The sequence below is a fragment of the Methylocystis sp. WRRC1 genome (assembly GCF_020733155.1).
In the GTDB taxonomy this organism is placed as follows: Bacteria; Pseudomonadota; Alphaproteobacteria; order Rhizobiales; family Beijerinckiaceae; genus Methylocystis.
In genome coordinates this window covers 1,824,775-1,837,649 of record NZ_JAJFZJ010000001.1, presented here as the reverse complement: position 1 = coordinate 1,837,649, position 12,875 = coordinate 1,824,775, and the positions used below count along the sequence as shown (strand labels likewise).

Annotated in this window: 12 protein-coding genes and 2 tRNA genes; 2 read left to right on the top strand and 12 right to left on the bottom strand. The window is 61.5% G+C overall.

Features of this window, described 5'->3' with window-relative positions:
• Positions 1–136 precede the first annotated feature (136 nt).
• Positions 137–226: transfer RNA gene (locus tag LG047_RS08870), tRNA-Ser, on the bottom strand.
• Positions 227–565: 339 nt separating this feature from the next.
• Here LG047_RS08870 and LG047_RS08865 point away from each other — a divergent pair.
• A tRNA-Ser gene (locus LG047_RS08865) sits at positions 566–655 on the top strand.
• A 223-nt stretch (positions 656–878) separates the two neighbouring features.
• A complete protein-coding gene (locus tag LG047_RS08860) occupies positions 879–1,211 on the top strand; it encodes a NepR family anti-sigma factor (protein WP_227966350.1) in 333 nt (110 codons plus the stop codon).
• Between the two features lie 24 nt (positions 1,212–1,235).
• Here LG047_RS08860 and LG047_RS08855 read toward each other — a convergent pair whose 3' ends face one another.
• The 11 genes from LG047_RS08855 to LG047_RS08805 all read right to left on the bottom strand — a co-directional run bounded on the left by LG047_RS08855 (position 1,236) and on the right by LG047_RS08805 (position 12,826).
• The gene (locus tag LG047_RS08855; RefSeq protein ID WP_227966349.1) at positions 1,236–2,063 is read right to left on the bottom strand and encodes a L,D-transpeptidase; all 828 of its coding nucleotides are present in this window, start codon (positions 2,061–2,063) and stop codon (positions 1,236–1,238) included.
• Positions 2,064–2,373: 310 nt separating this feature from the next.
• Positions 2,374–2,676, bottom strand: coding sequence for a HypC/HybG/HupF family hydrogenase formation chaperone (hypC, locus tag LG047_RS08850; protein WP_227966348.1), 303 nt, complete (start codon positions 2,674–2,676; stop codon positions 2,374–2,376).
• A 179-nt stretch (positions 2,677–2,855) separates the two neighbouring features.
• Positions 2,856–3,089: a hypothetical protein gene (locus LG047_RS08845; protein ID WP_227966347.1), complete on the bottom strand. Its 234-nt coding sequence runs from the start codon at positions 3,087–3,089 to the stop codon at positions 2,856–2,858.
• A 4-nt stretch (positions 3,090–3,093) separates the two neighbouring features.
• A complete protein-coding gene (locus tag LG047_RS08840; RefSeq protein WP_227966346.1) occupies positions 3,094–3,702 on the bottom strand; it encodes a HyaD/HybD family hydrogenase maturation endopeptidase in 609 nt (202 codons plus the stop codon).
• A gap of 2 nt (positions 3,703–3,704) precedes the next feature.
• Positions 3,705–4,427 (bottom strand): Ni/Fe-hydrogenase, b-type cytochrome subunit, encoded by a 723-nt coding sequence (cybH, locus tag LG047_RS08835; RefSeq protein ID WP_227966345.1) that lies wholly within the window; start codon positions 4,425–4,427, stop codon positions 3,705–3,707.
• A gap of 13 nt (positions 4,428–4,440) precedes the next feature.
• Positions 4,441–6,237 carry a nickel-dependent hydrogenase large subunit gene (locus LG047_RS08830; protein WP_227966344.1) on the bottom strand — a complete coding sequence of 599 codons (1,797 nt, stop codon included), beginning with the start codon at positions 6,235–6,237 and terminating at the stop codon, positions 4,441–4,443.
• 32 nt (positions 6,238–6,269) lie between these two features.
• Complete coding sequence (locus LG047_RS08825) at positions 6,270–7,352, bottom strand: hydrogenase small subunit (protein ID WP_036283931.1); 1,083 nt, start codon at positions 7,350–7,352, stop codon at positions 6,270–6,272.
• Between the two features lie 225 nt (positions 7,353–7,577).
• Entirely contained in the window at positions 7,578–9,029 is a 1,452-nt protein-coding gene (locus LG047_RS08820; RefSeq protein WP_227966343.1) for a nickel-dependent hydrogenase large subunit, read from the bottom strand.
• Complete coding sequence (locus LG047_RS08815; protein WP_227966342.1) at positions 9,026–10,033, bottom strand: HupU protein; 1,008 nt, start codon at positions 10,031–10,033, stop codon at positions 9,026–9,028. Before LG047_RS08815 ends, LG047_RS08820 begins: the two co-directional genes overlap by 4 nt.
• Complete coding sequence (locus LG047_RS08810; RefSeq protein WP_227966341.1) at positions 10,030–11,391, bottom strand: sensor histidine kinase; 1,362 nt, start codon at positions 11,389–11,391, stop codon at positions 10,030–10,032. The genes LG047_RS08815 and LG047_RS08810 overlap by 4 nt, the downstream gene beginning before the upstream one ends.
• Positions 11,381–12,826, bottom strand: coding sequence for a sigma-54 dependent transcriptional regulator (locus tag LG047_RS08805; protein WP_036283922.1), 1,446 nt, complete (start codon positions 12,824–12,826; stop codon positions 11,381–11,383). The genes LG047_RS08810 and LG047_RS08805 overlap by 11 nt, the downstream gene beginning before the upstream one ends.
• Positions 12,827–12,875: the final 49 nt, after the last annotated feature.

Below are 12,875 nucleotides of genomic sequence, written 5' to 3'. Positions count from 1 at the left end.
GATAGATGGTAATTCCGGGGCTAAATCCAGAACTGCAAGGTTTCCGGGGCTAGTTCGCCGTCCCACAAACGGTCCGGGGTTGATCCGGGGGTTGGGCGCAAAATCGTCGAGAAAATCTTTTGAAAACAATATGATTTGGCGGAGGGGGCGGGATTCGAACCCGCGATACGGTTTCCCGCATACACACTTTCCAGGCGTGCGCCTTCAACCACTCGGCCACCCCTCCGTTGGCGCGCAATATATTCAGCCGGACGGAGAACGCAAACCCCTATGAAAATGTCGTGAAAGCCTGTGGAGAGCGTGGGTCGGAGAAATCTGAGACGACCGTGACGCCGAGTGAAATGGCGGTTTCGGCGCCGAAAATCGCGAATCAGCTGACGCCAGGACTGGGACAGACGTCACTGCACGGATAGTGGGCCGCCAACACGAACAGCGCAATTTTCCCCCGATTGAAGGAAGTCGACCCAGATGCCTCGACGCGCGCTTGATCCTTCACTCCCCCCCGTGCTATCTGGCGGCGCGCCACACAGAAGCCGACGGCCCCAGGGTCGATTCAGCGCACCGCGGAGAGGTGGCTGAGTGGTTGAAAGCACCGCACTCGAAATGCGGCATACGGGCAACTGTATCGGGGGTTCGAATCCCTCCCTCTCCGCCATAATCAGACTGCAGCAGACTGAAATTGCGCGATTTTTGCCGGGCGTTTTAGGTTGTGCCCTATCTCTCGCGCAACGCCCTACCGGCCGAGCGAACCGGCGCGCCGGCGAAACGCGGCCGCGCCGGCTTTACGGTAAATTAATCCTTTTCATTTCTGCTCGAATTCGCGTGAGCATTCCGATTCCGGTGTGTGGGAACGCTGATGCGCGAGACTCGAGGCGCAGATGAGAGAAAGCCCCAACAATAGCCCCTCCGAATCCGGCCGCGCCGCCGCCTCGGGCCGGGGAACGTCCATGCCGGCGGGGAAGACAAACTCCCGCCTGAAATATGACGATCTGGCCGGCTCTTCCATGCTGAGGCGGTCGGGGAAAGCGGCGGCCAACCAGCCGTCGCGAGGCGACCCGGGAACGACGCTTCTGTCCGCGCGTCGCCGGGGCGGGGTCGAGCAGATTCTCGGAAAGCAATTGCGAGACCTGTATCGATCCGTCCTCGCCGAGCCGGTCCCCGCAAGATTTGTCGAGCTGTTGAACAATCTCGAGGCGCGGCGCAATCACTAGCTTTCGTCTCTCCGGCGGCTCCGTTCAATTCACCACGACGCGCGCCCCCTTGGCGACGCGGCGGTAAAGGTCGATGACATCCGCATTGAGCATGCGTATGCAGCCGGACGACACGGCCTTTCCGATCGTATCGGGTTCGTTGGTGCCGTGGATACGGAACATCGTATCCTTCGGGCCCTTGAACAGATATAGGGCGCGCGCGCCGAGCGGGTTGTCGAGGCCGCCTTCCATATGTTCGGGCAGATCGGGGCGGCGCAAAAGCATTTCGCGCGGCGGCGTCCAGCCTGGCCAATAGGCCTTTCGGCCAATCTGCGCCACGCCCTTCCACTCGAAGCCTTGGCGGCCGACCCCCACGCCATATTCGAGCGCCTCGCCATTTCCCAGCGAGAGATAAAGTTTGCGTGCGCCGGTGTCGATTGTCAGCGTGCCGGCGCGCTGTCCTGTGGGATCATCCACCAGGGTTCGCGTCGACTGATTCGGATCAACCCGGTCGTCGAGGTCGATCGGCGTCGAATAGGCTGGATCGGCGTCCGGCGGCAGCGCCGCGATGCGGGCCCGGCGTCCTTCGGCGCCGCGCGGCTTCGCCCGGGCTCGTGGCTCGGCGTCCTCGGGGTAATCTTCGAGATTTCGTTCATAGGCGTCGGCGCGGGGCGGTCGGCGTGTTGGCGGCACGTAATAGCCGTCATCCGGGTCGCTTTCTCCGTAGACGCCGCCTTGATCGGCGTAGGGGCGAACGGGATAGGAGGGGTAAGCCGGATACGCTCCGTAATACTGTCCCATCGCCGCGGGCTGTTCGAACAGCGACAGGCCGCCGGCCAGAAACATGACGAGCGCTTTTCGTGAACACAGCATCGGCAATCCACCATTCTGGTCTGGAAAGCGTTTTTGAAAAGCAATCGCGGCAAAAAATGGGACATTCCCGGGCCGCCGGCGGCGGGCCGGATCGGCCATTTTACCGCATCACATGCGCCATCTGAATCTGGCGCAAAGGCGGGGACGAAAATGGTCGATCGACGGGAGCGTCGGTCACGCCCGAATGTCGCCTATCGGATCACGACCGGACCGTGACACTTCACTGGCAGCTTGCGCACGCCATTCCGCCAAGCGCCAGAGGATCTTTTCCATCGGCGCGCTTCGAGCGCGACAAGAAAATCAAGCCACGCTATTTCATGTCCGGTCGAAGATGCGCCGGCAACTCCGGTTCGCGTCCGATGAGGTCGGCGAAGTATTGATCGAAATTGTCCCCGGCCACGGCCGCGCCAAGTCCATCCAGCGCTGAGCCGATCATGGCGGCTTCGTCGTCGTCGAGCACTCGCACCGCTGCGCCGAGATGCACGAGGACATGTGCGCCACTCGGTTGTTCGCCGACAAGAAGCATGGAAATTCTTTCCCTGACGCCCTTTCGCTCGCATAGCGCCGAGAGTTCGTCGCCCTCTAGTACGGTCATGGGAAAGCCGATGCACATTTCTCGGTTCCACGGCGTCGTCAAGCGAAACTACGGTCGTCCCGTCGCGCTGCAAGTGACGGGATTTGATCAGGCGGCTAAAGCGCGTTCAGGAAAAGTGTAGGTGGCTTTCCCTTCGAACGCGCGACAAGATACGAAGCGAGAACAAATTCGGCGAATTCGAATTCGCCGAATTTGCTCTAGTTGGAGCCGTCGTTCGGCGCCTGCAGCGCTCTCGCCGAAAGAAACGCGGCCAAAGCAATGATTGTCAGCCATGTCGCTGACACGCCAATGGCGAGGAGATGGTCCTGCTGGGTAAATGTGTGGCGTAGCGCGCCGCCGAGGTCTTCCAGGTGGGGCCCGCGATGGGCGAAGGCGGACCCGGGAAGCATTGAGGCCGCGACGATCGCGACAGGCGTGCGGAATCTCTTCATGTCGCTAGACTCCCTCGTGGATGGCGGCCACATCACAGCCGCGGCGTTCATAGCCAATGTGATCGATCCCGTTCGACAGCAGGCGCTCGCCCGCCTCCGGCGAACCGGGGCGTCGTGCGCATGTGACGCCCCACTCCTCGAGAAGCAGCCGCGCCGTTTCGACGGCGCCGGAAATCGCGCCCTGCACTGGCCCGGTGAGGGCGCCGCCCCAGTTTTCGAGATCGAGCGGCTGGCAGCCGATCAGCGCGAGCTTTCGCGGATATTGCCCGAGCAGATCGGCGGCGCTGAGCACTTCCTGAAAGCCGGTCTGATGCAGGCTCATTTTCTTCGCGCCTGTGAATTTCGGCACCTGATCGTCCCGCACCAGTTTCAGCGCGCCTGGCTCGAGGCCATAATCGATCGCGTCGAAGACCAGTAGATAGTCCGCTTCCCGCACAAACTGCACGAGATACAGGCCCTGCGTTCCCCCATCGAGGATGGTCACATTTTCGGGCAGGCGAAAGCGTTGGTGGAATTCCTCGACGGCCCGCACGCCGAAACCCTCGTCGCCCCAGAGAATATTGCCGATGCCGAGGACGAGAATGCGCGGCTCTGCGTTTTGCGCGGCGCTCATTTTCACGCCTCGTCCTTGAAATGGCGCTCACCGGATATCATCGAGGAAATGATGCTCTGGCGCGACATGATGTCTTCGCGAACGGCCGCATAGATATGCACAATGATGAAGGTGACGAGCAGCCACATGCCGAGATGATGATAGGTGTGAACGTCCTGACTGTTGGGCCAGATCAGAAACACCCAGCCGAAAGCTTTCGCTTCCCAGCTGTCGGCTCCTTCCCCTTCCGAATACAGCGCGAAGCCGGTGACGATCATGAAAAGCGACGCCAGCGTGTACATGGTGAACATCGCCATTTGCGCGAGCGGATTGTGGCCCACATATTTCTTGGGCGCCTGTTCCAGAAAGGCGTACCAGCGGATTTCGTGCGCCAGTTCGCTCCAATAGGCGCGACGCCAGACGGGAAGATGGAATATCTGGCGCGAGTGATTATTGCCCACGAAAGCCCAGTATGCGCGCAACAGGAAACCAACCGCCATGATCTGTCCCGCCGTGAAATGAGCGAAACGGATATAGCCGAGGACGAAGTGCTGGGACGCCTCTCCCGCCACCGTCGGTGGCGGAGAGCCGATGAAATAGCCCGTCCCGATCAGCACGAAGATGGCGAGGGCGTTGACCCAATGCCAGAGACGAACGGGCGCCTCGTACACATAGACGGTCGGACGGGCGACCGGCTTTTCGTCGAGCGCGTCGGCGGCGCCGATATTTTGTGAGACATCGGTCATCTGCTTCGCCTCCCTAGCGCACCTGCACCCTTGTCATTTCCTGCCCGTCATCGCTCATCACATGCGTCGAACAGGCGAGGCAGGGATCGAAAGAGTGCAGCGTGCGCAGGATTTCGAGCGGCTGCGCAGGGTCGACCATCGGAGTATCCATCAGCGCGGCTTCGAAAGCGCCGATGTTTCCGGCCGGATCGCGCGGCGAGCCGTTCCATGTCGTCGGCACGACGCATTGGTAATTATCGATCTTGCCGTCCTTGATCTTGATCCAGTGGGCGAGCGCGCCGCGGGGCGCCTCGGTGAAGCCTACGCCCTTCGTGGCGGCCGGCCATGTCTTCGGCTCCCATTTCTCGACATTGGCGGTCGAAAGATCGCCAGCCTTGATATTGCCGATCAGCTTGTCGAAGAAGTGGCGCATCTGATAGCCGGCCCATTGCGCCTCGAGCGCGCGCGCGGCGGTGCGGCCGAGCGTGGAGAACAATGCTGTCGTCGGCAGATCGAGATCCTTCAGGACTTTCTCGACCGGCTCCTTGAATTGCGGCTTGCCCTGCGCATAGCCGATCACCCAGCGGGCGAGCGGCCCGACCTCCATGGCGTGGCCCTTCCAGCGCGGCGCCTTGATCCAGGAATATTTCGCGCTTTCGTCGAGCTCCACGATATTCGTCTTCGTGCCCTTGGCGTTGGGGCCAAGTTCGAAATGCGGCTCCGTGACCCCGTCCCACGGATGCAGGCCTTTGGTCTCGTCCCCGTATTTATACCAGGAGTGCGCTACGAACTCCTGTATTTCATTGGGATCGCGCAGATCGACGGGGTGGATTTCGTCGAGTTTGCCGTTGATGATCGCGCCCTGCGGCAGCAGTAGATTACTGGCGCTGTAGTCGTTGGCGTTCTCTGGCACGTCGCCATAGGCGAGAACGGATTTGCCCGAAAGCCCGCCGCCATGGAGCCAGTCCTTGTAAAAGGAGCCGATCGCCATGACGTCCGGGATGTACACCTTGTCGGTGAATTCGATCAGCTGATCAATGATGCTGTCGACGAGATTGAGCCGCTCCATGTTGACGGCGCCGACGGCGCCCGTTCCGTCGACGTTGATCGCGCAGGGAACGCCGCCGACGAGCCAGTTCGGATGCGGATTCTTGCCGCCGAAGATGGTATGGATCTTGACGATTTCCTTCTGGAAATCGAGCGCCTCCAGATAATGCGCGACCGCCATGAGATTGGCCTCGGGCGGCAGGCGATAGGCCTTGCTGCCCCAATAGCCGTTCTTGAAGGGTCCCAGCTGGCCCGACTCGACGAATTTTTTCAACCGAGTTTGCAGGTCTTTGTAATAGCCCGGGGAGGACAAGGGCCAGCTGGAAATCGATTGCGCGAGTGAGGACGTCGATTTCGGATCGGCGCTGAGCGCCGAGACGACGTCGACCCAGTCGAGCGCGTGCAGATGATAGAAATGCACGATATGATCGTGCACCTGCAACGCGAGCTGCATCAGATTTCGAATCGAATTGGCGTTCTCGGGGATCGTGACGCCGAGCGCGTCTTCGACCGCGCGCACGGAAGTGAGCGCATGGGTCCCGGTGCATACGCCGCAAATCCGCTCAGTGAAGGCCCATGCGTCGCGCGGGTCGCGGTTCTTCAAAATAACCTCGATGCCGCGCCACATGGTGCCGGTCGAAACCGCATTGCGGATGACATTTTCAGAATCGACATTCACCTCGACGCGCAAATGTCCTTCAATGCGCGTCACGGGATCGACGACGATGCGTTTCCCGCTATTGTCGAGGTTGAAGCCGTTGGGCGTCTGCGAAATCTGCGTCATGGCTGGTCTTCCCGAAAATCGCGCGAGCGGATTCAAGCCGTGTGATCATTGTTCTTCGTGACGACGCGCTTGATCGCCGTCGCCGCGGCGTGAACAGCGACTGCCGCGCCAACCGTTCCCGCAACCGCCATGCCGATTTCGTCCGCGTTCTTCTCGACGCCGAACTGATGGATATTCGTGAGCCGTTCATAAAACGGCCCCTTGTCCCAGAAGCCGTCTTCCGAACAGCCAATGCAGCCATGGCCCGACTGGATTGGAAAGGAGACGCCGCCATTCCAGCGCACTGTCGAGCAGGCGTTGTAGGTCGTGGGTCCCTTGCATCCCATCTTGTAGAGGCAATAGCCCTTGCGCGCGCTTTCGTCGTCCCACTGCTCGACGAACTGGCCCGCGTCGAAATGCGGACGGCGATAGCATTTGTCGTGAATGCGCTGCGAGTAGAACATTTTCGGCCGGCCCTGCCGGTCGAGTTCGGGCAGCCGCCCAAAGGTCGTGATGTAGGTGACGACGCCGGTCATCACCTCGGCGATCGGCGGGCAGCCAGGAACCTTGATGATCGGCTTGTCCCTTATCACCTTATCAATCGGCGTCGCTTGCGTTGGATTGGGTTTTGCGGCCTGTACGCAGCCCCATGAAGCGCAGGCGCCCCAGGCGATGATCGCCATCGCGTCCTCGGACATCCATTTCAGCTTTTCGACGAAGGGCCGACCCCCGTCGATGCAGAACATGCCATCTTCATTGAGCGGCGGGTTGCCTTCAACGGCGAGGATGTATTTGCCTTTGTATTTCTGCTTCGTCTCTTCGAGGATCGCTTCGGCCTGATGGCCGGCTGCCGCCATGATCGTGTCGTCATAGTCGAGCGAGATCATCGACAGCACGACGTCCTTCACCAGCGGATGCGCCGAGCGGATGAAGCTTTCGGAGCAGCAGGTGCATTCCAGGCCATGCATCCAGATCACCGGCACACGTTCTTTCGTTTCCAGCGCCTTGGCGATGTTCGCGGCCCCCACCGGGCCCATGCCGAGACTTGCGGCGGTCAGGCTGCAGAATTTCACGAAGCTTCGCCGCGTGACGCCCTGACGGCGAATGACGTCGTAAAAGGTCTCAATAGCGGTCATGCCCGCTCCTCCAGATCGCTTCCTCGCAGTCGGTCGCGTCTTTTGCCGCGCCGTTATTGTTTGGGCTGGAGATAGCAAGGCGTGGGCCAGGCTTGCGAGGCAGATGCAAGCTTTAGAAAAACCAATTAGTTATCGGAAAGCCGGCGTGAGCGTGGAAGAAAACTTCAAGGCGCCGCTGGCCAGGAAATTTTCATACGCCGGAAACGGGATTGCCAGCGCCCGTCCTCAATGCGCCGTGCAAACCATGCAGGGATCGAAGGAGCGGACGACGTGCTGGACCGCTGCGGCTCGCGCGCCCAGCCCTGCGAGCGGCACGCCCGCGAGGGCCTGTTCAACAGGGCCGGCGACGCCCCGCGCGTCGCGCGGGGAGAAGTTCCATGTCGTCGGCGCGATGATCTGATAGTTGCGAATCTTGCCCTTGCGCGCGCTCATCCAATGTCCGAGCGAACCGCGCGCAGCCTCGACGAGCCCGAAGGATTGACCTTCGGCGTCGGCGGCCGCCGGAACGCAAAACGGCTCGTTGAGCGCGAGCGCCTTCGCCCAGCTCTCCGCCGTATCGGCCAAAAGCGCGAGTTCGATGAGCCGCGCCGTCACGCGCGACACGACATTCGAGCCGCGCGAGCGCGCGAGCAAAGCTCGTATCAGCGGGTGACCGTGAACGGCAAGCCGCGCGACGGCGCCGACTTCCGCGGGCCGCCCCATGAGCCGCGGGGCTTTCGCCCAGGAATAAGCGTCGGGTTTTTCCGCATATGGCTCCGTTCTCGCGGTTGCGGGATCATCCGAACCATCCCGCATCCAGGCGTGGGCGACATCCTCTCGTATTGCCGCCGCGTCTAGCGGCGAGAGGGTCCCCGTCACGGGATCGAATATCCCTTCCTTCAGAAATGCGCCTCCGTCGTCGCGATAGGCGCCGTAGCTCAAAAGCGCGTTGGCGGCGACCCCGAGGCGCTCAAGATCGAGCGCTTGCGCAATGCGCAAGAAGGACTGGAAATCTCCGCGTGCGCCGGAGCTTTCGGCGTAATTCTCCAATTGCTCGGGCGTCTCGATGGCAAGAATATCGCCCAGAGGCGCGGCGAACAAGACCGTTTCGAGAAAGCGTCGGAAATCGCGGGTGACGCCGATGAGTTGCGTCTTCAGCCCCAGATCGATCGCGCGTGTCGTGCCGCCGGGTTGAAATGCGAGACTGTGCGGCCATTTGCCGGCGAGGACGCCCATGATTTCGAGAAGGCGCTTTCGTGCCTGCAAGACCTCATTGCCCGCTGACCCGCTCACCGCCTTGAAGCGCCGCTCGACGTCTGCGAACCAGGACTCTTGCGCATATTGCGCGCGCGCGAAGTCCGGCATGAAGAAGAGATAGAAATGCGTCAGATGGTCGGCCATGTTTTCGGCGGCATGGGCGAGATTGGCCGCGATCAAGCCATTGCGTGCAGGCGTCAAACCGTAAAGCGCGCGCAGCGCCGCCGCGGCCGCCATCGACTGGGAAACGGAACATATGCCGCAGATACGCGGCGCGATGACGAGCGCGTCCGGCGCCGGTCGCCCGACGAGGATCTGCTCGAAGCCGCGATAAAGCGGAACCGTCACCCGCGCCGAAACAACCGCATCGTCCGCGATGTCGAGCGCTATTTCGAGATCGCCCTCCACGCGGTTGAAAGGGCCGACGATGAGGCGGGTCATGCTTGCGGCTTTCGTTCGGCGCGCGGCGGCACGATGACGTGATCGGCGGAAGCATTCTTGCGCACGCGCTGTGGCGTCGCGGATTTCGACAGCGCCGCCAGAGCCATGAACCAGGCCTTCGGCATGTCGAGCGGCAATCCCACCGGCACGCCGCCGATCTTGGGCGTCGCGTGATAGGCGTGAATATTCTCGAAGCCTGGCGAGGTGCAGGCGATGCAGGCGAAGCCGCCATTGGTGCAGGAGCCCGAGCCGTTCCAGCCTCGCTGATTGCAGTCGCCGACCGCCTGCGTCGCCTTGCAGCCGAGATGCTCCATCATGCAGCCGCGTTGCGACAGTTCTTCGGCGCTCGCCTTGAATTCATAGAATTCGTTGCGGCTGCAGCCGTGATGGGCGAGATGATCGGAAAAGAATTTCGGTCGGCCGAGCGCGTCGAGATCGTCCGCCGTGAGCGCACCGAGCGACAGCGCCGCGAGCGTCTCCATGATCCAGCCGGGATGCGGCGCGCAGCCGGCGACATTGATGACCGGCAATCCCTTGCGCGAACGATAATCCGAGCCCAGCGCCCCGCCGGCCGCCGCCTGATGAAACTGGAGCCCCGTCGCCTCGGTCGGATCGGGATCGCCCGCCGGAACGCCGCCATATGCGGCGCACGAGCCGACGGCGACGCAATAATCCGCCATCGGCGCAAGCGCGCGCGTCCAGTCCAGCATCGTGCGTCCCGTACCGGAGAGGCGGTTGAACAAGCCGGTTCCATCAGGCCCGTGCAGGATTGCGCCCTCGACGCAAAACGCGTGAAGCGGCGTCTCGCCGTTCTCGACCCGCGCGAGAATGTCGAGCGCTTCCTCGCCCGTTTCCTCGCTCACGCTCGGATGCCAGAGCAAATTGACGCCAACAGTTTCAAGTTCGCGGAACCATCCGGCGGCGCCGTGTTCGATAACCGCCATGGTGCAGCCGCCGCAACCGCCGGCCTGAAGCCAAAGCATGTTGAATGGCTCGACGCTCATGCCGTCTGGGCTCCGTTCATGGGCAGTCTTACGGTAAAGACCGCGCCGCCGTTGCATCCGTTGGCCGCGACGATCGAGCCGCCATGCTCCTTGACGATGGAATAGCTGATCCAGAGCCCGAGCCCGGTTCCTTCGCCGACAACCTTGGTAGTGAAGAAAGGCTCGAAGACCTTGTCCAGAACCACGTCGGAAAGCCCACGGCCATTGTCCGTGACGCTGATCTCCGCCTCATCGCCCGCCTTGTTTATGCCAATGCGAATGCGCGGAGCCGCAACGTCGCGGGTGGCGTCGAACGCATTGTCGATGAGATTGACGAGCACCTGATGGATTTGACCTTCCTGCGCTTCGATGGTCAGGCCTGGTTCGCATTCGAAAACGACGTCCGCCTGTGCGCGCTTGCTGCGCGCCGCCCAGTTGGCGGCCGTTCGCGCAATGCGTTCGAGTTCGACCTCCTGCGTCTCCGTCGTTCGGCTGAATGAGAGGCGACGCAGGTTCTTCACGATGTCGCTGATTCGAACGGCTCCTTCCAGCATCCCTTCGATCAGCGAGGGAAGATCGGCGAGGATGGCGTCGACCTTGAATTTGCGGCGTAGGTCGTCATCTTCCGCGTCGCGCCGCCGCTCGACGAAATAGCCCGCAAGCGAACGGCGGTATTTGTCGAGCGTATGGATATTGCCGTAGACGAAACTGATGGGATTGTTGAGTTCATGCGCGACGCCGGCGACAAGGCGTCCGAGGCTCGCCATCTTTTCCTGTTCGATGAGTTTTCGCTGCGCCTTTTGCAAGTCGAGATGCGCATGGTGAAGCGCCTCATAGGCGCGTTTCAATTCGCCGATGGGACGGCCGGTGAGAACGGCGCCCACCCTGCGGCCCGAGTGATCGAAGCGCGTCGAGCAATTCACAGCCATCAGGTCGGAAGCGCCCTGATCGGTATGAAAACGTAGTTCGCATTCGGTGACCTTGCCTTCGACCCCTGCGGCGATCATGGCGAGCGCGCGCGCGCGGCTGTCCTCGGCCAGATGATCGCCCAATGGCGCGCCAACGAGCATTTCTTCGGACAGTCCGGTCATGCGCAGGAAGGCGGCGTTGACCTGGATGATGCGGCCTCTCTCATCGCAGACAAGCAGAATGTCCGAGACCGAGGCAAGGACGCTCGAAATGAATTGCTGCGTCTCTTCCAGCTCGGCGTTCTTGGCCTCGAGGTCGGACTCATATTTGATGAGGTCGGAATAGACTTCGTCGACCCTGTGGATGACTTCGAGCCACATGTTTTCGGTCTGCTCATTGTCGGGAAGGCCGGCGCTTTCCGAAAGAAGATCGAGCATGTTGCGCGGGCGCGAGATCTTTCTAGTCGTCATCGCAGCCGTTCCGGTTGATGTTGTAGCGCTCGATCTTGTTGCGCAGTCCGACGCGAGAAAGTCCGAGCTCCTCCGCCGCATGGCTGATATTGGCGCCGCAGCGGCGCAACGCCTCCTCGATCAAATCGCGCTCCAGCGCTTCCACCCGATCCTTCAGCGTGCGTCCAACGGATTCGCGCGGGGCTCCGCCATTGTCCGGCGCCAATATCCGTGGCGAAAGAAGTTGCGGAGGCAATGGCGCGTCGCTCTCCGACAGGGTCACCATGCGCTGAATCTCATTATGCAATTCACGCACATTGCCCGGCCATGCATAGCAGTTCAGGCGCTCCACTGTGTCTGGCGCGAAGCCCTGAATGTTGCGCTTGAAGTTCCGGTTGACCTCGCCGAGAATGTGATTGGCGATGAGTTCTATGTCGCACGGTCTTTCGCACAGCGGCGGCAGGTGAATGGGGAAGGCGGCGATGCGATAATAGAGATCGCGCCGAAAACGCCCGGCCTCGATCTCCTCTTCAAGACTTCTGTTTGTTGCGGCGATCAGACGCACATTGACCTTGCGCGGGCGTAGCGCGCCGAGCGGCCGGATTTCCCCCTCCTGAAGCACGCGCAGCAGGCGCACCTGGAAGGCGGCCGAGGTTTCGCCGATTTCATCGAGAAAGATCGAGCCGCCGTCGGCGAGTTCGAACAAGCCTATTCGATCCTGGTAGGCGCCGGTGTAGGCGCCCTTCTTGCAGCCGAAGAGTTCGCTTTCCAGCAGATCATCCGGCAGCGCGCCGCAGTTCTGCACGACGAAAGGCTTGTCAGCACGGTCCGAACAATAATGGATCGCGCGCGCGAGCAACTCCTTCCCGGTTCCGGAGGCTCCGGTGATGAGAACCGAAATGTCATATTCCGTCGCCTTTCGCGCGAGGGCAATGACAGGCGTGACGGGACTGTCCGGCCGATGGACGATGCGGCCGAATTCGAAGAGGCGTTGCTCTCCGCGCCGTTTCCTCGCAATCTTCTGGCTGAGCACTTCGTTGGCGGGCTTGTTGTCTGCGTCCGCCCCGCCGATCTCCTTTTGATAACGATAAAGCTGCGCAGCCTCACGCACGCTCGCGATGAGCTTTTCGGGCCGCCACGGCTTGGTGATGTATTGATAAATGCCGGCTTCATTGACGCCGGCGATGATATCCTCCGACTCGGTGTAGCCGGAGATAATTATTCTTATGGGGTCCGGCCATATGAGGCGCGCGCGCTTCAGGAAGTCGACGCCGCTTTCTCCCGCCATTCTCTGATCGCAAAGAATGACCTGAACGAGTTCCCCTTCGAGAACCGCTTCCGCCTCGCTTGCGTTCGCGGCGCAAATCACTTCGAAGTCGTCACAAAGCACGCGGTGCAGCGCCTCGCGCGAGCGAAGCTCGTCGTCGATCACCAGCACGGTCGCCGAGGATGTCATCACGATATTCCGGTCAGGAGGCCGCGGCGTCCGGTTCATTCCGCGCCGC